Here is a 21,275-nt window from a genome sequence, read left to right on the forward strand (position 1 = left end):
CAACCATTATCAGCAGCGCTAACGGCACGCCACAGGTGAATATCCAGGCACCCAGCAGTGGTGGCGTTTCACGTAACGTTTACAGCCAGTTTGATGTCGATAATCGTGGCGTGATCCTCAATAACGGTCAGGGCGTCAATCAAACTCAACTCGGCGGCTTTGTCAGCGGAAACCCGTCGCTGGCACGCGGTGAAGCCAGTATTATCCTCAATGAAGTCAACAGCCGTGACCCCAGCAGACTCAATGGCTATATCGAGGTGGCCGGGCGCAAAGCGCAGGTGGTTATTGCCAATCCGGCGGGCATTACCTGTGAGGGCTGCGGTTTTATTAATGCCAACCGCGCGACCTTAACGACCGGTCAGGCGCAGCTCAATAATGGCCAGCTCGCGGGCTACGATGTGAATCGGGGTGAGATTGTTATTCAGGGCAAAGGTCTGGACAGCAGCCGTCAGGATCATACTGATCTGATCGCCCGTTCGGTTAAAGTCAATGCCGGTATCTGGGCCAATGACTTGAAAGTCACCGCCGGGCGCAATCAGGTTGATGCTGCCCATCAGAATATAAAGGCCAAAGCCGATGATGGCAGCGCCCGCCCTACCGTGGCGGTGGATGTCGCCAATTTGGGTGGCATGTATGCCGGTAAAATCCGCCTGATTGGGACTGAAAGTGGTGTCGGCGTGCGCAATGCGGGCGAGATAGGCGCTTCAGCGGGTGACATCGCCATCACGGCGGACGGCATGTTAATGAACAGTGGCCAGATTAATAGCGCCCAACAATTGGCGGTGAAAACTTCTGCGGATATTGATAACTCAGGTGTGCTCTACGCCAGTGGTGATACCCAACTCACTACGGCGGCTAAGCTCAGTAACAGGGGCACCATTGCCGCTGCGGGGGATACCGCTCTTCGCGCGTCTGAAGTCAACAGCAGTCGCAATTCTGTGTTGGGTGCGGGGGTCAAATCCGACAACAGCAGTGTTACCAGCGGCACTCTTAGCATTGATGCCAGCGGGCAACTTATTGCCCAAGGGAAAAATATCAGTGGCACGGCGCAGAACTTCAACGCGCACAGTATTGATCTTAGCGGCAGTCAAACCCAGAGCCGTGATATCACACTGACCTCACAAGGCGGGCCAATGGATCTCAGCGGAGCCAAATTATCCGCCAGTCAGCGTCTGTCTGCTTCGACCGCCTCGCAACTGCATACCGACAACGCTAGCCTGATTGCAGGGCAAATTACACTCGACGCGCAAGCGCTCTCCAATGTCGGCGGCGTGATAGCCCAAACCGGAACCACAGATTTCAATCTAAACCTGCCGGGTGATATTGATAACCGTGATGGTACTCTGCTCTCTGGCGGTAAACTCTCACTGCAAGCCGAAAACGTAAACAGCAATGCCAACAGCTTACTCGGCGCGGGTGTGCAGAGCGATGGCCGCCTGACGGATACCGGTGACCTGATGCTTGCCACTCGTCAGGACTTAATCGCGCGAGGCCAAACTCTCGCCGCCGGTGCCATGGCGCTAACCGGTAGCCGGGTTGATTTAACCGAGAGTCATACCCAAGCCCGCGAGATTAACATTACCGCTAACAGTGGTGATGTCAGCACACAACGCGCCAATATCATCTCTCACGGCTCGCTGACCATTACTGCGGGCGCAAATGCAGCTCAAAAACTCAATAACCAAGGCGGCTCACTGGCGGCGAATAATATCTCGTTGAATCTGGGTCAGTTTGATGGCAGCGCAGGTAAAGTCAGTGCCAGTCAGGATCTGACTATTGGTTTACTGAGTGATTTCAACAATCTGTCAGGTTCCACCCTCCAGGCTGGACGAGACTTAACCTTTACCACTCAGGGTGCCTTAACCAATGGTGGGCAGTTTTTAGCAGGCCGAAAACTCAGCACCGACTCCACCACCTTGTTTAATAGCGGCAGCATTATTGGGGCTGAAGCCACACTTAAAGCGCGAGATAGCATCACCAACTCCGGCCCTAAAGCCCTCATCGGCGCAACGGATGAAAATGGCACATTAACCTTGCTGGCACCGGTGATTGAGAACAGTGATACCGTCACCCACACCGACAGCGCGGCGACCACCACTATTTTAGGTATGGGCAAGGTCATTCTGGCGGGCGGGCAAGATAATGGCGGGAGTTATCAGACGGCGGCACAGATTCTCAACCTTTCTGGCCTAATTGAATCTGGCAAAGATCTGTTGGTTTACGCCAGCAAGCTGACCAATAGTCGCCATATCTTGACTGCCAATAGCAACTTCGTGCAGACAGGAACGGCAAGTGGCACGGCTTACTGGACAACAGCAAACCCCGACATCCCAGGCGGTCGCTATGCTGAGCCACCTCATGGTGGCAAGATGAACAGCGATTACACTGGCACAAACTATAGCTCGACTATTGCCAAAAACAGCATCGATAAGATAAGCCCTGAAGCTCAACTGTTGGCAGGTGGTCACTTAACACCTCATGTCGGCACGCTGGAAAACTTCTGGAGTAAAGTGAGTGCGCAAGGCGAGATTGACCTCTCGGGTGTTACGCTGAACCAAAATGGTTGGGGGAATGCACAACGGTTGATCGAAAGAACCACTTCCAGCGGTGAGTGGCGCTACCGCACCTACAAAGGCCATTTGTGGGGTACCGGTTGGGGGCCGGAGGTCAAAGAACAGGCGACCAACCAATACGCTTCCAGTCTTACGGCGAAAACCATTAGTGGCAGTGGGACGACGATTAACAATGGGGCTAACCCCAGCACCATTGTGCCGCCCAATGATCGTGACAATACCGGTAAAGATCTTGCTGTCGACTTTAACGGCATCACCCTGACACAACCTAATGGCGGGCTGTATCAGTTCAATACCGACTACACCGTAAGCGGCGGTTATCTGATAGAAACCAACCCTGCGTTTGCTAATCTGAATAACTGGAAAGGGTCGGATTACTATCTCCAGCAGTTAAATAACGATCCTTCTTTCATCCATAAACGGCTGGGGGATAACGCCTATGAGCAGCGGCTGGTGCGCGATCAGGTGTTGGCTTTAACCGGTCAAACCGTCGCCAGCGATTACCGCAGCGCACAAGAGCAGTTCGAGCAGCTCTTCGCGGCGGGTATTGAATACAGTAAAGCGTTCAATCTTGCCCTTGGCACCCACCTCAGTGCCGAGCAGATGGCGGCATTGACCAGTAACATCGTGCTGATGGAAAGCCGCGAAGTCGCTGGCCAAACCGTGCTGGTACCGGTGGTCTATCTGGCGGGCGTCAAACCGGGCGACTTACAGGCCAATGGCGCATTGATTGCCGCCAATAATATCGAACTCACCGATGTTCAGGGTTTAAGCAATCAGGGGGCCATCAAAGCCACCCATGATCTGCGCATCAGCATGGCAAAAGATATCGCCCTGACCAGCAATGGCGGCTTGCTGCAAGCGGGCGGCAATATGCAGCTCAGTACGCTAAACAATGATATTAATTTGACCGGCACGCGGCTAAACGCCACTAATCTGCAACTGGATAGCGGGCGCGATTTAATCCTGCGCACCGACAGTGGACAACTCAGTAGCAGCAATGGTGCGGTGCTGCGTAATCAAACCCTGCTGGGGCCGCTGGCGAGTATCAATGTCAGTAACAACGCGGTGATTAAGACCGAGCGCGACTTTATCCTGCAAGGCGCAAGTGTGAATGTCGGTAAGGATCTTCAGGTCAAAACCGGCGGCGACTGGCTGCTCAATACCGTCGAGCGCAGTGACCAGATAAGTTCGGATTATGCTTATGGCCACGCCACCAGCGAACACATTCGCCATCTGGGTAGCGAGGTGAATGTCGGTGGTGCGTTGACCGCGAAGGTCGACAATCTAACCGCCGTGGGCGCAAACATCAATGCCGATACCCTTGATGTGCAGGCGCAAAATATCAACCTCAGTGCAGCGACCGACAGCCTGCATGTCACCGGTAAAGCCGTCACCAAGCGCCATAGCGACTCAGTGGATCTCTATGATGAAACCCTGCTCGGCAGCCAGTTGAACGCCAGGGGCGATATCACTTTACAGGCAGCAAAAGACATCACCCTCAGTGCCAGCGCGGTGCAAACCGATGGCGCGTTAAAGCTGGCGGCGGGTGGCGATGTCACCTTGACGACACAGAACGAACAGCATGATGAACTGCGCATTCATACCGGCATGCACAAAGGTCTGGCTTCCAGTTCCACCACGCACACCGAAGACAGCCGGAGCCAGACACTGGCGGTCGGCTCAATGCTTTCGGCGGGTTCTATCGATGCCAGCGGCAAAAATATCGCCGTCACCGGCAGCAACCTGGTGGCCGATAATGATGTTAGCCTGCGGGTTAAAGAAGATATCACCGTCAGCACCGCGCAGCAGAGCGAGAGTGAGTCTCATCGGTATGAGAAGAAAAAATCGGGCCTGATGACCACCGGCGGGATTGGTGTCACCATTGGGAGCAATAGTCAAAAAACGACTGACAAAACGCAGACGCTGAGCAACGTCGGTAGCACCATAGGTAGTCTGGGCGGCAATGTCACTCTTGATGCAGGAAATCAGCTAAAGATTCATGGCAGCGAAGTGATCGCCAATAAAGACATCAGCCTGAAAGGGTCAGACGTCGCGATAACGGCGGTGGAAAACCACCTGTCTCAACAACATACCACCGAGAGCAAACAGAGTGGTATCACCGTCGCCCTGTCTGGCGCGGCAGGTAGTGCCATCAACAGCGCCGTCACCAGCGCACAGGATGCCAAAAAAGAGACCAACGGCCGCCTCCAGGCATTGCAGACCACCAAAACAGTGCTCCAGGGCGTTCAGGCGGCCCAAGCAGGGGTGCTTGCCAATGAAACCGGCGACCCCAATGCGGTGGGAGTGAGCATTTCACTGGGCAGCCAAAAAAGTAAATCAGAAAGTCGTCTTGAGCAGACCACCGCCAGCGGCAGTAACATTGCTGCCGGGAATAATCTTTCTATCACCGCCACTGGAGACAAGGGGCCGGGTGATATTCGGGTACAGGGCAGCGAGCTGCAAGCAGGGAAAAATCTCAGTCTGGCTGCTAAAAATGATATTGCGCTGAACAGTGCCGAAAATAGTGAGAGTCTGCATGGCAGTAATAAAAGTTCGGGCGGCAATATTGGAATAGGTATTGGCTTCGGAGAAGGGGCCGGTATCAGTATCTTTGCGGGTGTGAATGCCAGTAAAGGCAAAGAGCAAGGCGACAGCCTGACCCATACTGAAACCCAGTTAAAAGCGGGTGATACGGTGAGTATCACCAGTGGCCGCGATACATCCTTGAAAGGTGCGCAGGTCAGCGGCGAAACCGTGAAAGTGGATGCTGGTCGCAATTTAACTCTGCAAAGTGAGCAAGACCGCAACAACTACGACAGCAAACAGACCAGCGTGAGTGCCAGTGGCAGCTTCACCTTTGGCACCATGACCGGCAGCGGGAGTGTCAGTGCCAGTAAGTCCAAAATTGACTCAGACTACACATCGGTACAGGAACAGACCGGATTCTTTGCGGGCAAAGGCGGCTTTGATATCACCGTCGGCGAACACACTCAACTCGACGGCGCAGTCATTGGCTCGACTGCTACTGCCGATAAAAACAAGCTGGATACGGGCTCGCTCGGCTTCTCGGATCTCGATAATCAGGCCAGTTTTAAAACTTCGACCAGCAGCATGGGCCTGAGTAGCAGCGGCTTTACGGGTAGCCAGGACTTTATCAGCAACATGGGCGGGGGCGTCCCCATCACGGGCGGTAATAGTGGTGATGCCAGTTCCACCACTCATGCGGCTATTTCAGATGGCACTATCACGGTACGCGATACCGATAAACAACAGCAAAATGTCGCTGACCTGAGCCGTGATGTTGAGCATGCGAACAACGCCCTTACGCCAATCTTTGATAAAGAGAAAGAGCAAAATCGCCTGCGCGAAATCAATTTGATCGGGGAGATAGGCAATCAGGTTGCCGATATTGCGCGCACGCAGGGTAAGATAGCGGAAGAAAAAGCGCTGAAAGATCCGAAAGCGATTCAGGCAGCAAAAGACGCGCTGGCGGAGAACGGCAATCTGACGCCGACGAATAAGCAACTGGTCGAGCAGATACGTAATACAGCGTCAGCCAGTTACGGCACCGGCAGTGATTTACAACGGGCGATCCAGGCCGCGACAGCGATCACTCAGGGGCTGACCGGCGGTAACCTCGGCCAGGCTCTCGCTGGCGGCAGCGCGCCTTATCTGGCCCATGAAATCAGCAAATACCTGCCCGCGGATCAGAGTCTGGGTGCTAATCTGATGGCGCATGCGGTGTTAGGTGCGGTGGTGGGCCACTTCAGTGGCAATGCGACAGTCGGTGCCATCTCTGCCTTCACGGCAGAAGCCGCCGCACCGGCAATCATCAAGGCCATGGGCTGGGATAAAGACAGTCTCACCGAAAAACAGAAACAAACCGTCAGTGCGCTGGCGACACTGGCCGCCGGGTTGGCGGGTGGGTTGGTAGGTGACAGCAGCAGTAGCGCAGTGGCCGGAGCGCAGGCTGGCAAGAATGCGGTTGAGAATAACCTACTGGGAGGGGGAACTGAAGACGGGCAGATAAAAGCCGCGCAAGAACATGCAAAAAATATTATGTCCTGTACAGATAATCCCGGTTCGGCTTCGTGCCAGAAAGGGCTAGCGATGCAGGATGCTCTAATGGTAGCAATACCGGCGGGGCTGGGTGGCGGCTTATTGGCTGCGGCCTCCCCTGAAATTGCAGCAGCCGCGAAAGCAGCGATACAGGCGTGTGCGGGTAATGTGGTGCTGTGCCTGAATAATGCCGGTATCCAGATGTCAGAAGCGATAGTCCCGGGGGGGGTTGGAGCCAGTGGTGCAATCGGCATAGGTAAGACTGCGGCAAAAGCTGAAGCTGTTGCGGCTAATGTGGCTCATAATGCTGCAAAATATGCTGGTCTGAAAATGGATTTAAAAACGACTCAGGGAGCAAATGAACTTGTAGAAAGTCTACGTGCCACAGGAAATTTACCAGCAAATTACGTTCCAAAAGAAACAGCTATGCAGAATGGTTGGAAAGCCGGAAAGGCTTTAAATAATAGTGTTCCTGGTGGGCAGATTGGCGGGGATGTATTTAGAGATGCGGACAATTTATTGCCATCTGCGCCAAGCAGAATTTGGCGCGAGGCAGATATAGGGTTAGATGCTTCAATATCCAGAAGTAACCAACCTGGGACACGTTTGTTGTATTCAAATGATGGACTTTTATACATAACTACAGACCACTATAAGACAGCAACGTCAATAGGGACATGGAAATGACAGATCGTGAAATTATACTTGATGGAAATCGTATTCATTCTTCGGACGATTTCCACAATATCTTGTCCCAAGAATTGGATCTTGGCCCTTATTACGGAAAAAATCTTAATGCTCTATGGGATCGCTTGAGTACTGATATTGAGAGACCAGTTAAAATCATTTGGTTAAATTCCGAGTTTTCTAAAAAAGTTCTCGGTGAATATTTTGACAAAATAGTACAAGTTTTTGAACAAGTTAAGCAACAGGATATCAGGTTTAACTGGGATGAAAAATTTGACTATATGTTGAAATAAAGCCAATTCCAGCCCTAACCGGCTGGGATTTTTTTGCCTGTTTGTCAGATATTAATATCCAGTTCAATAATTATTCTACCGCGCTCAACGGTGATAATTGCCTGCTTGCCGAACCGATCCTTCCCCATCTAAGCTCTAAATTGCCTTAGTCTCGACTTGATCTGTAAGCGGTGAGTCAGTAAGCACTCTGTTGGAGTGCTGGCCAAGTATTAATCTACAGGCCGCGCAAGACATTACTCTCAGACCAATGCGTACAAAGGGACTGATGGCGATATCGTGGTGTACGGCAGTCAGTTACAGGCGGGTAAAGGCAGTGAAAGCGGCAACGGCGTGACTCACACGGAAACCACAGTCAATGCCGGTAACCAGCTCAACATCACCCTAATTCTACAATTGGTGCAGGATTTGGTTCTATTCTTGGTAGTGTCGGAGGAACGATAATAAGAGGTTCAACCTCAACGGTTGCTAAAGAAAGTATATCTGACCTGACTGGTGCAGTAGGGGGAAGTTATATCAGTGAAAAAACTGGAAACTTGGTAAAAGATACACTTGAGGAAATAGATAAAACCAATGTTAAAAAATGACTTTTTTCGGCTAGTTGGCCTTGTGCTAATGTGTCTTGTTTTATTTTTTTTCTTTGATGCTGCTTCTGTATTGCTCGCGTCGTTATTGGTTTATTTTAAAACAGGAGTTTTTTTATTTAACTGTAAAGATATTTTTTCCTCATTTTTGCAAACAGGATACATAGGAGGAGGCGTCTTGGGGACGGCTATTTGGATTAAAATCAAAATACAAGAACACCAAGTTAGGAAAAAAAACAATAGATCCAATTAGCTTCACTTTTACAAAGTGGTAACGATGGCCTGAAAATTCCCGGCCAACTGGTCGGGATTTTTGCGTTTAAGCCCTAAATACCCCCACTTCCCACCGCTATAACCGAATAACACCGGGCGCAGCAGTGACCTCCAGTTGCTCAGTCCCAGTAATACCTGACTCGGTAAACCAGTCGTCACCAATCACCAACTCGCTGTTTTTCCGCACCCCATCTGCCCCTAAACTGTTGGTTGGCCTCACACAATGCCTCCCGTCGGTGGTGCTGGATCATCAATTGCAGCGGGGTGTCGGTGTTAAATCCCAATGAGGCTATTGGCACGCTCGGCTTCTCGGATCTCGATAATCAGGCCAGTTTTAAAACCTCGACCAGCAGTATGGGCCTGAGTAGCGGCGGCTTTACGGGTAGCCAGGACTTTATCAGCAATATGGGCGGGGGTAATCCCCATCACGGGCGGTAATAGTGGTGATGCCAGTTCCACCACTCATGCGGCTATTTCAGATGGCACTATCATGGTACGCGATACCGATAAACAGCAACAAAATGTCGCTGACCTGAGCCGTGATGTTGAGCATGCGAACAACGCCCTTACGCCAATCTTTGATAAAGAGAAAGAGCAAAACCGCCTGCGCGAAATCAATTTGATCGGGGAGATAGGCAATCAGGTTTATGATGCAAGAAGTGGCCATATTAATGTAATACAAAGCGTTGATGGAAAGCTTTTGCGTATTACAGTGCCAAACAATGAAATGAAAATAATATCTGTCGGCCCTATTAGGCCAAACCAAGTGAAAAATCTTATCGAAAAAGGTTTTTTTGTTCCTTTACCTTGAGGTGCTAATGAGTATGGCAAAAATACATATTGAAGAAATACAAAAATATCTTGCATCACGAGGCGAAAAAGATGCATTGCCTCATGTGAACAACGGCGAAGGTTATTTCCTTGAAATCCGATTTGATGATCAAATACAGAGTGCTTCACACTGCATAGATGAAGAGCTTAAAAATAAAGTCATTACGGCTGATTGTCCTTATGGAATGGTGACAATTGTTTTTGGTGATGATGGGCAACTCGTCTCTCTAGATTTAAGTTGATTACTCAACCCCAGTTATCGGTTGACTGGTAGTAAATCCCAATATTTCCAGCTAATTATCTTTAATTGTTATCTGTTAACTAGGATTGGAGCAGCTTTCGGTAACTAGCTCAATATCACCAGTGGCCGCGATACCCTGTTGCTGCAAAGCCAGCAAGACAGTGATAACTATTATTCTAGACAGATCAGTATCAGCGGGGGCGTCAGTGTCGCGGTCATTGGTAGCGGTGGTTCTGCCAATCTGAGCATGAGCCAAGACAAGCTGCACAGCAATTATGATAGTGTGCAGGAACAGACCGGCATTTTCGCAGGCAAAGGCGGCTTTGATATCACCGTCGGCGAACACACTCAGCTTGACGGCGCAGTCATTGGCTCGACTGCTACTGCCGATAAAAACAAGCTGGATACGGGCTCACTCGGCTTCTCGGAACTCGATAATCAGGCCAGTTTTAAAACCTCGACCAGCAGCATGGGCCTGAGTAGCGGCGGCTTTACGGGTAGCCAGGACTTTATCAGCAACATGGGCGGGGGCATCCCCATCATGGGCGGTAATAGTGGTGATGCCAGTTCCACCACTCATGCGGCTATTTCAGATGGCACTATCATGGTACGCGATACCGATAAACAACAGCAAAATGTCGCTGACCTGAGCCGCGACGTCGAACACGCCAACAACGCCCTCTCCCCTATCTTCGATAAAGAGAAAGAACAAAACCGCCTGCGTGAAGCACAACTGATTGGCGAGATTGGCAGTCAGGTCAGTGATGTTATTCGCACACAGGGTGATATCAACGGCCTGAAGGCAGCAAAAGAAAAACTCGGCCCATTGAAGGAAAATGCCACCGAGAAAGACCGTGCCGAGTATATGGAAAAACTGCGCAACTCGGATGTCTACAAAGACGAAATGAAGAAAAACGGCACCGGCAGCGCCCTGCAACAAGGCGTTCAGGCCGCAACCGCCGCCATACAGGGCCTGGCCGGTGGCGATATGGCAAAAGCCCTGGCGGGTGCCAGTGCGCCGTATCTGGCTGAAGTGATTCACAATATGACCACCGATGCCAACGGCAAAGTCAACGTCGAAGCCAACCTGATGGCACATGCAGTACTGGGTGCAGTGATGGCTCAGGTGAACGGAAACAGTGCGCTGGCCGGTGCATCGGGGGCGGTGATGGGTGAGTATATCGCCCAGAAGATGTACCCTGGCATCAACCGTGAAGACCTGACCGAAGAGCAGCGACAAACCATCAGTGCACTGGGTACACTGGCCTCAGGATTGGCCGGTGGTTTAGCCGGCGGCAGCACCGCTGACGCAGTTGCCGGGGCACAAGCTGGAAAGAATGCGCTGGAGAATAACTCGTTGGGCCTGGGAGCCGGAGAAATCGGATTCTGGCTGGGTAACACCCCTGGCTGTGATACGGCCTGTAAGACTGACATTGCGAAAGGCGTAGCTGAAGGAAATCTGGTGGTGTCAGCAGGAATTGCTGGAGTGGCTGGCGGTGCACTGATAATAGGAGCAACACCGGAAATAGTGGCGGCAGCCAAAGCAGCACTGGAAGGTTGTAAAGCGGCACCGGCAATTTGTCTGAATAATGCAGGGTTGCAAGTAGCAGAAGGAGTTACACCCGGTGGTGTCGGTGCCGCGGGAGCTATTGGGGTTGGTAAAACGGCCGCAGAGGCGGCGGCAGCGAAAGCAGAAGCTCTTGTGGCTAATGCTGCGAAGAATGCAGGAAAGGGTACAACAGGTTCTTTAAGCGGCCAACCAACTAAACTGCCACCAAATGCTTCAGTAGAAAATATACGTTCATTGCAACGAGAAAATGAGGGGGCTGCGATCCTGTCTCAAAATGGCTATCATGTTGAGCAGAACCCTGTAACAGCAGGAGTTAAAAATCCAGACTATAAAATCAATGGTGAGGTGTTCGATAATATTGCCCCTAAAACAAACTCAGTTCGTAATATTTATGATCGAGCTTTAGAGAAGGTTAATAGCGGTCAAACAAACAATGTTGTTATCAACTTGGCAGATACAAAAGCAAGCATTAGTGATTTACAAAAGCAATTTAGTGATTGGCCAATTAAAGGGTTGGATAAGGTCATTGTTATTGACCAGTCAGGAAAACCAATACAAATAAAGTAAGGTAAGTAAATGTCAATTGATATAACGTGTTACACATCAATAAATATTGATGAACTGAAAGAGAAGTTAGGTGTGTTGAGGGAAAAGTACACCCATCTCTTTGATGGTCCGTATCTTATGTTTGATCCACACACAATTTTAAGTTGCCAGCAGCTTGAGTTGATTGATGATCGTGTTGAAAAGTATAATCAAGAAACTAAGTTGTTAATTGCTCAAGAGTTCGGCTTAAAAGAACCAATGTCTTATTTTTTGATTGCGGTTAATGATAAATCCTTCCCTGCACTGAACACTTCTGAAATAGCAGATGTGTTAAGGCAAGAGTTAGGGGAAGGAAATATTATTGTACTTTTAAATGGTGAAGATTTAATCTAAATCTTGTGGTGAATCCCGCCAGTTGGCTGGGATCTTTGCTTCTAAGCCCTAAAAACTCTATCTTCCCGCTGTCGTAACCGGATCATTCTGGGTGCGGCGGTGATCTCTAGCCGTGCCGTATCGGTGATCCTTGGCTCGATGATTCAGCCGTCGACGATGATCAGTTGGCCGTTCTCCCGTACCCAGTTCGTCCCCAAATCTTGCCGCTGCTGGCTGGGTATACTCGGCTCATTCATGAGCCTCGCCCCTTGCGAAGTCGCTGCAAGTGTAAGTATCCCAGCTTTAGTTCCACACACTTTTTGAGATTTCCGGTTTCTCAGCCATCAGCCGATATTCTTCCGGCGTCAGGTTATTCAGGGATTCATGAGGTCGTTCGCTGTTATATTCAGCCAGCAAACAGACCAGCGTGAGTGCCAGTGGCAACTTCACCTTCGGCACCATGACGAAGTTAACCGTCGAAACAGCACTGAATGCTGAACTGACAGAGCACCTCGGACACGAGAGAAATGCCCCAAAATCAGGCTCGAATACCCGTAACGGCTATTCATCCAAAACCCTTCTGTGCGATGACGGCGAAATCGAGCTGAACACGCCACGTGACCGTGAAAATACCTTCGAACCTCAACTCATAAAGAAAAACCAGACGCGTATTACACAGATAGACAGCCAGATTTTGTCCTTTTACGCCAAAGGTATGACGACCCGTGAGATCGTCGCCACATTTAAAGAAATGTACGATGCTGATGTCTCGCCTGCGTTGATATCGAAAGTCACCGACGGGGTTAAAGAGCAGGTGGCGAGTGGCAAAATCGGCCCCTGAAGTCTCTCTATCCCATTGTTTATCTTGACTGTATCGTGGTAAAGGTTCGTCACAACGGTTCTGTCATTAACAAAGCCGTTTTCCTCGTGCTGGGTATTAATACCGAAGGTCAAAAGGAACTGCTGGGCATGTGGATAGCGGAAAATGAAGGCGCGAAGTTCTGGCTTAATGTCCTGACTGAACTGAAAAATCGGGGTCTTCAGGATATCCTGATTGCCTGTGTCGATGGCCTAAAGGGCTTCCCCGATGCCATAAACAGCGTATATCCCCAGACGCATATTCAGCTTTGCATCATCCATATGGTGCGCAACAGCCTGAAATACGTGTCGTGGAAGGACTACAAAGGCGTCACCCGCGGGCTGAAAGCCGTCTACCAGTCACCGACGGAAGAAGGCGCGTTGCAGGCGCTGGAAGACTTCGCAGGCCTCTGGGACGATAAATAATCAACTGGCCCTGTTCGGGGATAACAGTAACGTGCTGGCCGGTAGTAAATCCCAGTGCTTCCAGCCACTTACCGCTCAGAATAAGTTTAGGGTTAGGGTGCTTTTTACCGCCATTAGGTGCATAACCCACTGTATAATAACGGGGTTGTGGTTCTTTTAAATGGGATACATACAGTCCTACTTGCCTGAGCGGCGTCAATACGGTGTTCGGTTAACTCTACCAACAGGTCAAGGGTTTTGTCTCCAAAATGGACTAAGAGTTTCCCGTTGCCTGCTAACCCCTAAAGCGTAGCGTAATCCCCTTTCCCAATAATCGAAATGAGGGCGCAATGCTAAAGTGGGTTTCAGGCAAGTTTGATCAGATGAGTAGTGAGGTGCAACCCGCTTCAACGGCACATAGTGTCGATCCCAACGGTTGGTTTCCCTTTCTGAATGCGGAAAGTCTTCTTTCCGTTGATAACCGCAAACAGGCACTCCAGCAACTCTGGGAAAATAGTCCGCTTTCCCGTTCGGTCTGGGAGATTTTCTGGTTGGCACCGATCAGGGAACTGGCCATTAGGGTGCAACAACTACCTGCAGCACAAACTGGCCCTTATGCTCGGGAAGGCGGAATGCTTGATGAGGCTTTGGATGTCGCTGTTTGCGCAGTACGATTGTCCAGAGGTTGGATGTTGCCTCCAGGTGTGACACCAGAAGAGCAGGCCGAACAAAGCTCAGCTTGGCGTACGGCGATATTTTGGGCTGCATTGTTGCATAATCTGAGTGCACTAAATGAAATGACTGCTTTTCATCAAGATGGCTCGCCTTGGTATTCAGGGCTGACAGCCCCTTCTACATGCTGGCGAGTCAGATTCACACCGACTACACCTGAGACTGTACTCAAGGCCGCTATGGTTGCTTACCGACTGCTTCCTGAACAAGGTCTGTGCTGGCTATCTCGCTGGTCAGAAGTAACAGAAATGCTGTTGGCTTATTTGTCAGGAAATAAAGCTGCTAGTGGAGTACTTCATGCTGCAGTCAGCGAAGCACGGCAAAAATGCGGTCTCCAATCTTCCGAGTTTACTGTGGTTTCCGCACGACATATGCCTGTCTCAGACAGTTCTGCTAACAACAACCTCTCTGCCAAACCTCAAAGTGAAAAGGCGGTTAACACTGAAATACCGGAAGAATCTTTCTGGCATTGGCTGGTTTCTTCGGTGGCCGATGGGCGACTCACAGTTAACGCCCAGGATAGTTTGGTACATATCATAAAGCAGTATGTTTTTGTGCAGACGCCAGACTGTTTTTACCGTTATTTAGCTGCGGAGCCTAATTCTGAAATAGATAAGGATGATATTCAGAAGAACTTTGAGGCACTAAACCGTCATCATTCCCGTAACGGTAAGGGTATTTATATTTACCGTAAATATAAAAATGAAAAAAGAGATGGCCGATTTATCAAAGTATTCGGTTATATGATCCCGCTCACTCTTATTTTTACTCATGTAGTTTCCCCCAATGACAGTAAGTGGCTGTCGCTTAATAAATAGATATTTAATAATGTATTCAATAAATCTATATGGAGATAGAAATGAATCTGGCTAATTATGATGATATTCTTCAGGACTATTTTTTTAGTAAGTCATTGAGGCCAGCAACTGAATGGAGTTATCGCAAGGTAATCAATTCCTTTAGACGTTATACCGGAGATCATCTGTTGCCTGGTGAAGTGAGTCGGTTAATTGTATTGAACTGGCGACGGTATGTTTTAAATGAGCAGGAACTCTCATCTATCACCTGGAACAATAAAGTTGCCCATATGAGAGCTATTTTTAATCATGCACTTTTACATGATTTTGTTTCACATAAAGAAAATCCATTTAATGGCGTCATCGCCAGACCCGACGTCAAACGTAAAAAAACGCTAACTCAATCTGAAATTAAAAAAATTTATTTGCTTATGGAAGCGAGAGAAAGGGAAGAGCATGTTGGAATAATGGATAAATCACGATGTGCATTGAGGCCAGCCTGGTTCTGGCTCACGGTGGTTGACACCCTGCGTTATACCGGTATGAGACAAAATCAACTCCTGCATATACGCTTGGGGGACGTCAATCTTAATGACGGATGGATAAATCTACGACCAGAAGCCTCGAAAAACCATAAAGAGCATCGAGTACCGATAGCCCGAGTGCTACGCCCGAGGCTGGAGCGATTGGTTGCAGCGGCGATAGACAAGGGGGCTAATCAGGTGGATCAGTTATTCAATATCAGTCGGTTTGACGGGAGAAAAGATTCCGTTACTGACAATATGGATAATCCGCCATTACGTTCTTTCTTCCGCAGACTTTCAGTTGAATGCCGCTGTACGATTAGCCCACACCGATTTAGGCATACTATCGCTACTGAGATGATGAAATCACCGGATCGTAATCTGAAAGTGGTTCAGACCCTGCTAGGGCATTCAAGTGTCGCGGTTACTCTGGAATATGTTGAAGGAAATATAGACAGTCTTAGATTGGCATTGGAAGAGGTTTTTTCAGATTAGAAAAGGGCTTTAAGACGATTTAAGCATTGAAAACAGTAAATTACCGTTTTCCTTAATAGGAAATTGACAGTTACGTTAAAAAACTGCCAATATTTGCAAAGAATTGACATAAAAAAACCGAAGATGTATTAACATTCTTCGGTTTCTTCGTACTCTATGTTCAACCAAGGTGTAGCAATTACAGCCTACTTTACGATGATGATTCGAGTACTTTGTCATGCCTGTTAAAAATCTTACTTCTTAACAAACCGGTTATGAATATGGTGCCCGGACTCGGAATCGAACCAAGGACACGGGGATTTTCAATCCCCTGCTCTACCGACTGAGCTATCCGGGCAACGGGGCGCATTAAACCGTATTAGGCGCTGATCGTCAACGAATTTATAGCGCAAAACCCCTAAAACCGTATTGATCGCTCTCTTTTCAGGCAAAAATGGGAAAAACTGCGTAAATTGCTCTGAAATTTGACTTGGTGTAGCGCTTAACCCAGTGCGCCGTTTTTTCGGCATTGAGCAACTTCCAATACATCTTCTGCCAGGCGCTTGGCGACTTCAACATCTTGTAATTGGCGCTTAACTAACAGCTTACTCAGGCAACCTTCCAAAATTAGCTCCATCTGTTGTGCGACCATGCCTGCATCGTCAACATCCATCTCGTGCAATAGTTCCTGCGTATAATTTAGCGAGGCTTGTTTTTGCTGTTCTGCCAATTGGTGGATAGGGTGGTCGTCATTAGGATAGAAACTGCATGCGGCAATAAACAGGCAGCCGGGATAGCGCTGGTTTTGCACTTGTTCACGGAGTGCTTGGTAGCGCGCCAGTAATTTTTGTTTCGGCGATAATGTCTCATCTAGCTGCAATTGACGCCGCCAAGTATCGATCTGTTGGCCGTGATAGCGCAGGCAATCATACAGTAACGCCTCGCGATCAGGCCAAAATCGGGTCAGATCACTGACCTGGGCGGAGACTTCTTCTGCCAGCATCTCCAGCGTGGTATTTGCCAACCCTTTCTGCTCTAACAGATTGAGCGCACAGCTTAAAACTTGTTCGCGTTGCACATTGCTCTCCTCTAACTTATTACTGGCAAGTACGGTTTTCCTATGCCTATTGCGCAAATAAATGCATTGGCACTTTCTGCCAGTGACCCCTGTACCTTATCACTACTCCCGCTCGGTTTTTCTAACTCTTTATCACTGAGTTGCCTGCCAAGCTATAACAGCAAGGTGAGTGCATGATTTTTGCTATCCCGCAGTCTGTGAAGCTGGGCGCATTTTCTGGCACATCAGCTTGCCACAGGGTAACAGAACTATACTAATAAGCATCCCGCTGTCTTGAGTAGTAATGGATAGCTCATGAGATTGAATCATTTATGAAAATAGTCATTGCTCCAGACTCTTATAAAGAAAGTTTATCCGCGCTGGAAGTTGCCGTACAAATTGAAGCGGGCTTTCGTACTCAATTTCCTGATGCAGAATATATCAAGTTGCCGGTTGCCGATGGTGGCGAGGGCACGGTAGACGCTATGGTTGCCGCCACGGCTGGCCGGATGATTAAGGCCAATGTAACCGGCCCGTTAGGGGCCGAGGTTGAGGCCTTTTATGGGGTATCCGGTGATGAGAAGTGCGCTTTTATTGAAATGGCTGCCGCCAGTGGACTCGAACTTGTTCCACCCCCCTTGCGTAATCCCTTGAAAACCACCTCTTACGGCACTGGCGAATTGATTGGTAAGGCGCTTAATCAGGGCGTGAAACATATCATTATTGGCATCGGAGGTAGCGCGACCAATGATGGTGGCGCAGGGATGGTGCAGGCACTGGGAGTCAAACTGCTGGATAAGCGTGGGAAGCAGATTGGTTTTGGCGGCGGTAAGCTGGCTGAGCTGGATCGGATTGATATTTCAGAGCTTGATCCGCGTATCAAGACGTGCCGAATCGAGGTGGCCTGTGATGTCACCAACCCACTCACTGGCAGTACAGGGGCTTCTGCTGTTTTTGGTCGGCAGAAAGGTGCGACCCCTGTGATGATTGCCCAATTGGATGAGGGGTTGCGGCATTATGCCAAAGTGATTAAGCGCTATCTGGATATCGATGTTGATCAGGTTGAAGGCGCGGGAGCTGCTGGGGGGTTAGGTGCCGCGTTATTAGCTTTTTGTGGCGCGACCCTAAGCCCAGGTATTGATATTGTGACGGATGCTCTGGGTTTGGATGCCTTAGTGCGAGATGCGACTTTTGTGATTACGGGTGAAGGGCGGATGGATAGCCAAACCATTCATGGCAAAGTGCCTGTTGGTGTAGCCAGAGTGGCTAAGCGTTATAACAAACCGGTGATTGGGATTGCCGGTAGCCTGACCGATGATGTAGATGTGGTGTATGAGCACGGGCTGGATGCGGTTTTCAGTGTCATTGACACTATTTGCACTCTGGAGCAGGCGCTGGATAATGCCGCAGACAATGTGTTCAGGACAGCGCGTAACATCGCCGCCACGTTGGCAATAGGTATGGCGGTGGGGAAAGCTGAAAATGCGGGTGGATGAGCCGGACTATATGCTCATCCACATGTTCATCCACCAATGGGATATCAATCAGTTACCCATTAGTGCGGGAGGTTCTGTAGATGCTGCAGGAATCCACTCGCATTCATAAAACCGGTCACTCTGGCTGCGGGAATTTCATTCCCTTGCGCATCGAAAAACAGGATGGTCGGTAAACCCAGCACATTCAACTCTTTCAGCAGCGCGGCATGTTCTGCACTGTTTGCTGTCACATCGGCTTGAAGTAACACAGTATCTGCTAGTTGGCGCTGAACCTGTTCATCACTGAAGGTGTATTTCTCAAACTCTTTACAAGCGACGCACCAGTCAGCGTACAAATCCAACATCACCGGCTTACCCTTCGCTTGCACTAACGCCGCTTGTAACTGGGGTAAATCGGCCACTTGTTTAAATGCTAAATGTTTAATTTCACTCTGTTGTGTGGGGCTGCCGAACGCCCAGTCTTGTAGCGGACGGGCGGCAATTAGCAAAGCTGCCAGTAATAACAACTGGAAGGCACGAGCCCAGCCGGAGTGAGCTTTTAGGCTTAATATAAATGCCCAGCCGAAGAAGGTGATGGCCAACAAACTCCATAAACGTAAGCCCCAGACATCCCCTAAAACCCGTTCCAGTAAAAATACGGGCAGCGCCAGAATGACAAAGCCGAATGCCTCTTTGACATACTGCATCCATGGGCCACTGCGCGGGAGCAGTTTGTTGCCAAACAGCGTCACAATCACCAGTGGAATACCCATCCCTAAGGCATATAAATAGAGTGTTCCGCCGCCGGCCAACAGATTACCGCTTTGGGCGATATACAGCAGAATGGCGCTGAGCGGCGCTGTGGTGCACGGCGAACAAATGAGGCCCGCCAGTGCGCCCATAGCAAACACACCGGCTAGCGAGCCGCCGCGCTGACTGCTGCTCCACTGCACCAGTCGGGTTTGCAGTGACGAGGGCAATTGCAGTGAATAGAGGCCAAACATCGAGAGCGCCAGCAGCACAAACAGTGCCGATAGCCCAATCAACACATAAGGGTGCTGTAGTGCGGCTTGAAATTGTAAACCCGCCGCCGCCACTACCAGACCGAGCAGGGTGTAAGTCAGCGCCATTCCTTGCACATACACCACTGCCAACAACAATATCCGCCGCTGACTGTGGGGCTTTTCGCGCCCAAGAATAATAGCTGAAATCAGCGGGTACATCGGTAATACACAAGGAGTAAAGGCGATACCTATGCCAATAAGCAGCGCCCACAGCGGTGAAAAAGGTAATTCAGCCGCAACGGGAGTGGCATTGTTTGTCGCAAGTGAAACAGTGTCAGTTACCGTCGCCGTGGATGCGCCAGCTGCAACAGCGGTGAGCGGAACCACGCGTGTTTCTGGCGGATAACAGAAACCGGCTTCGGCACACCCCTGATAGGTCACACTGATACTGGCTTGTTCACCGGCCTGTATAATAGGGATTTTCAGGGTTAGCTGTTGCTTAAATATTGATACTTCACCATAGAATTCATCATGATGCGCAATGCCTTTCGGCAGAGTAAATTCCCCAATAGTGGCATTTTGCGGCACGATTTTGATTTGCTGGCGATAAAGATAATAGTCAGGATGAATCTGCCAACTCAGGGTGAGCTGGTCACCTTGTTGGCGAAAATCAAAGGCAAACGCCTGATCGACAGGAATAAACCGGCTCTGGCTGCTTTTGGGGCCAAAAGATGAGTTGTCACCAAACAGTGAAGCCTGTGCGCTGTACGGCGCGAGTAAAATGCTGCACAGCAGCAGAATCAGAGTAATGAAGCGTTGAGCCATGACAGGTAATCTTTATCTCCGTCCCGTACCGGCAGCACCAGTAATTCCGGTGTCTGGTAGGGGTGATGTTGTTTGATATAGCTAAGAAGTGCCTGCTGATGACTGATAGTGCTCTTAAACAAAAGCTGGACTTCATACTCTTGCTGGAGCTTACCTTCCCAGTAGTAAATTGAAGTCGCACCCGGTAATAAGGTGGCGCAAGCGGCCAGTTTTTCCCCCAGAACCTGCGCGGCTAAATCCTGTGCGCTGGCTTCATCAGGGGCAGTGCACAATACCACAATTGCATCACAATCAGACATTTTAACCTCATTGGTCGGGCTGTTCGCGGGTCACGTGGGTAGTTGCGAGATAATGTAATGTGTGAAGCCATCAGCTTATAAATTGCACTATACCCCGAAGCAGGGGTAAGTCAGAAGATGATTTATGTAGCAGGGGAATAGATGCGAAGAGTCTCGCAAATGAGAGTGGGGCGCATCGCGCGCCCCATTTACAGATGATAGATTACAGATTACAGAACCAGACCGCCCATCACGAAGCCGAAGCAAACGGCCAGTGCCACCCCGATGGTGCCCGGGATAAAGAACGGATGGTTAAACACGAAGCGACCAATACGTGTGGTACCGGTGTCATCCATTTGAACTGCGGCAACCAGTGTTGGGTAGGTTGGCAGAATGAACAGACCCGAAACCGCTGCGAAAGAAGCAATGGCCGCCAGTGGTGAAACGTTCAGTGCCATTGCCATTGGCATCAATGCCTTGGCAGTTGCCGCCTGGGAGTAAAGCAGTGCTGAACAGAAGAAGAAGATAACGGCCAGCAACCATGAGTGAGTTTGAATCAAGCTACCCGCAGTCTCTTTAATCCAGTCCAGGTTGTGTTGTACAAAGGTATCGCCCAACCAGGCAACACCGAGGATACAAATACACGCACTCATACCGGCTTTGAAGGTGCTGGAGTTCAGGATGGAATCAGTATCAACCGAACACACCATCGTCGTGATGGTCGCCACACTCAGCATGATGATCAGGATGGCGTTAGTGGTATTCATCAATGGTGTTGCCACCAGACCGACACTTGGGCTGTTGATGATGGCATACG

General features: G+C 49.7%; 15 protein-coding genes, 1 tRNA gene and 4 pseudogenes. 12 read left to right on the top strand and 8 right to left on the bottom strand.

Annotation, left to right across the window (positions count from 1 at the left end; all coding sequences use genetic code 11):
- The 3 genes and pseudogenes from ACNSO8_RS14380 to ACNSO8_RS14390 form a co-directional block, all read left to right on the top strand.
- The coding region (locus ACNSO8_RS14380) for a hemagglutinin repeat-containing protein (protein WP_418395031.1) at positions 1-7,322 on the top strand (7,322 nt) is incomplete at its 5' end.
- Positions 7,319-7,615 (top strand): barstar family protein, encoded by a 297-nt coding sequence (locus ACNSO8_RS14385; protein ID WP_268215959.1) that lies wholly within the window; start codon positions 7,319-7,321, stop codon positions 7,613-7,615. The genes ACNSO8_RS14380 and ACNSO8_RS14385, both read left to right, overlap by 4 nt.
- A 270-nt stretch (positions 7,616-7,885) precedes the next feature.
- Positions 7,886-7,996 (top strand): annotated as a pseudogene (locus ACNSO8_RS14390) (hemagglutinin repeat-containing protein); the annotation flags it as partial.
- Positions 7,997-8,545: 549 nt separating this feature from the next.
- Here ACNSO8_RS14390 and ACNSO8_RS14395 read toward each other — a convergent pair.
- On the bottom strand, positions 8,546-8,689 hold the full coding sequence (locus tag ACNSO8_RS14395; protein WP_418395032.1) for a hypothetical protein: 144 nt from the start codon (positions 8,687-8,689) through the stop codon (positions 8,546-8,548).
- Positions 8,690-8,739: 50 nt separating this feature from the next.
- On the opposite strand from ACNSO8_RS14395, the gene ACNSO8_RS14400 reads away from it, so the two are divergent.
- From ACNSO8_RS14400 to ACNSO8_RS14420, 5 genes and pseudogenes are all read left to right on the top strand, one after another.
- Positions 8,740-8,907, top strand: coding sequence for a hypothetical protein (locus ACNSO8_RS14400; protein ID WP_418395033.1), 168 nt, complete (start codon positions 8,740-8,742; stop codon positions 8,905-8,907).
- Positions 8,908-8,959: 52 nt separating this feature from the next.
- Positions 8,960-9,280, top strand: coding sequence for a hypothetical protein (locus ACNSO8_RS14405; RefSeq protein WP_418395034.1), 321 nt, complete (start codon positions 8,960-8,962; stop codon positions 9,278-9,280).
- A 13-nt stretch (positions 9,281-9,293) separates the two neighbouring features.
- Positions 9,294-9,542, top strand: coding sequence for a hypothetical protein (locus ACNSO8_RS14410; protein ID WP_418395035.1), 249 nt, complete (start codon positions 9,294-9,296; stop codon positions 9,540-9,542).
- A gap of 108 nt (positions 9,543-9,650) precedes the next feature.
- Positions 9,651-11,678 (top strand): annotated as a pseudogene (locus ACNSO8_RS14415) (VENN motif pre-toxin domain-containing protein); the annotation flags it as partial.
- A 9-nt stretch (positions 11,679-11,687) separates the two neighbouring features.
- Positions 11,688-12,050, top strand: coding sequence for a hypothetical protein (locus tag ACNSO8_RS14420; protein ID WP_019081659.1), 363 nt, complete (start codon positions 11,688-11,690; stop codon positions 12,048-12,050).
- Positions 12,051-12,332: 282 nt separating this feature from the next.
- Here ACNSO8_RS14420 and ACNSO8_RS14425 read toward each other — a convergent pair.
- Positions 12,333-12,443 (bottom strand): annotated as a pseudogene (locus ACNSO8_RS14425) (integrase); the annotation flags it as partial.
- A gap of 46 nt (positions 12,444-12,489) precedes the next feature.
- Here ACNSO8_RS14425 and ACNSO8_RS14430 point away from each other — a divergent pair.
- Positions 12,490-13,310 (top strand): annotated as a pseudogene (locus ACNSO8_RS14430) (IS256 family transposase); the annotation flags it as partial.
- Here ACNSO8_RS14430 and ACNSO8_RS14435 read toward each other — a convergent pair.
- Positions 13,219-13,443: a SymE family type I addiction module toxin gene (locus ACNSO8_RS14435; protein ID WP_418395042.1), complete on the bottom strand. Its 225-nt coding sequence runs from the start codon at positions 13,441-13,443 to the stop codon at positions 13,219-13,221. The pseudogene ACNSO8_RS14430 and the gene ACNSO8_RS14435 overlap by 92 nt on opposite strands.
- Positions 13,444-13,642: 199 nt before the next feature.
- Between ACNSO8_RS14435 and ACNSO8_RS14440 the strand changes: the two genes are divergently transcribed.
- Positions 13,643-14,842: a TraI domain-containing protein gene (locus ACNSO8_RS14440; protein WP_418395036.1), complete on the top strand. Its 1,200-nt coding sequence runs from the start codon at positions 13,643-13,645 to the stop codon at positions 14,840-14,842.
- 41 nt (positions 14,843-14,883) lie between these two features.
- Positions 14,884-15,840 (top strand): tyrosine-type recombinase/integrase, encoded by a 957-nt coding sequence (locus ACNSO8_RS14445; protein ID WP_418395037.1) that lies wholly within the window; start codon positions 14,884-14,886, stop codon positions 15,838-15,840.
- A gap of 261 nt (positions 15,841-16,101) precedes the next feature.
- Here ACNSO8_RS14445 and ACNSO8_RS14450 read toward each other — a convergent pair.
- Together ACNSO8_RS14450 and ACNSO8_RS14455 are read right to left on the bottom strand one after the other, a co-directional pair.
- A tRNA-Phe gene (locus ACNSO8_RS14450) sits at positions 16,102-16,177 on the bottom strand.
- A 144-nt stretch (positions 16,178-16,321) separates the two neighbouring features.
- Positions 16,322-16,897: a transcriptional regulator gene (locus ACNSO8_RS14455; RefSeq protein WP_418395038.1), complete on the bottom strand. Its 576-nt coding sequence runs from the start codon at positions 16,895-16,897 to the stop codon at positions 16,322-16,324.
- Positions 16,898-17,208: 311 nt separating this feature from the next.
- Between ACNSO8_RS14455 and ACNSO8_RS14460 the strand changes: the two genes are divergently transcribed.
- The gene (locus ACNSO8_RS14460; protein ID WP_418395039.1) at positions 17,209-18,372 is read left to right on the top strand and encodes a glycerate kinase; all 1,164 of its coding nucleotides are present in this window, start codon (positions 17,209-17,211) and stop codon (positions 18,370-18,372) included.
- 59 nt (positions 18,373-18,431) lie between these two features.
- Here the strand turns inward: ACNSO8_RS14460 and ACNSO8_RS14465 are convergent, their stop codons facing one another.
- From ACNSO8_RS14465 to ACNSO8_RS14475, 3 genes are all read right to left on the bottom strand, one after another.
- A complete protein-coding gene (locus ACNSO8_RS14465; RefSeq protein ID WP_418395040.1) occupies positions 18,432-20,180 on the bottom strand; it encodes a protein-disulfide reductase DsbD in 1,749 nt (582 codons plus the stop codon).
- Entirely contained in the window at positions 20,156-20,479 is a 324-nt protein-coding gene (gene cutA / locus ACNSO8_RS14470) for a divalent cation tolerance protein CutA (RefSeq protein WP_418395041.1), read from the bottom strand. The genes ACNSO8_RS14465 and cutA overlap by 25 nt, the downstream gene beginning before the upstream one ends.
- A 209-nt stretch (positions 20,480-20,688) precedes the next feature.
- On the bottom strand, positions 20,689-21,275 hold a 587-nt coding region (locus ACNSO8_RS14475), incomplete at its 5' end, for an anaerobic C4-dicarboxylate transporter family protein (RefSeq protein ID WP_418393906.1).

The organism is Yersinia sp. LJYL362 (assembly GCF_048323875.1).

Excerpts from the sequence above, each read along its gene's own strand:
- ACNSO8_RS14385 (WP_268215959.1), top strand. The coding sequence starts at position 7,319 with ATGACAGATCGTGAAATTATACTTGATGGAAATCGTATTCATTCTTCG.
- ACNSO8_RS14405 (WP_418395034.1), top strand. The coding sequence starts at position 8,960 with ATGGTACGCGATACCGATAAACAGCAACAAAATGTCGCTGACCTGAGC.
- ACNSO8_RS14410 (WP_418395035.1), top strand. The coding sequence starts at position 9,294 with ATGGCAAAAATACATATTGAAGAAATACAAAAATATCTTGCATCACGA.
- ACNSO8_RS14420 (WP_019081659.1), top strand. The coding sequence starts at position 11,688 with ATGTCAATTGATATAACGTGTTACACATCAATAAATATTGATGAACTG.
- ACNSO8_RS14440 (WP_418395036.1), top strand. The coding sequence starts at position 13,643 with ATGCTAAAGTGGGTTTCAGGCAAGTTTGATCAGATGAGTAGTGAGGTG.
- ACNSO8_RS14445 (WP_418395037.1), top strand. The coding sequence starts at position 14,884 with ATGAATCTGGCTAATTATGATGATATTCTTCAGGACTATTTTTTTAGT.
- ACNSO8_RS14460 (WP_418395039.1), top strand. The coding sequence starts at position 17,209 with ATGAAAATAGTCATTGCTCCAGACTCTTATAAAGAAAGTTTATCCGCG.
- ACNSO8_RS14465 (WP_418395040.1), bottom strand. The coding sequence starts at position 20,180 with ATGGCTCAACGCTTCATTACTCTGATTCTGCTGCTGTGCAGCATTTTA.
- cutA (WP_418395041.1), bottom strand. The coding sequence starts at position 20,479 with ATGTCTGATTGTGATGCAATTGTGGTATTGTGCACTGCCCCTGATGAA.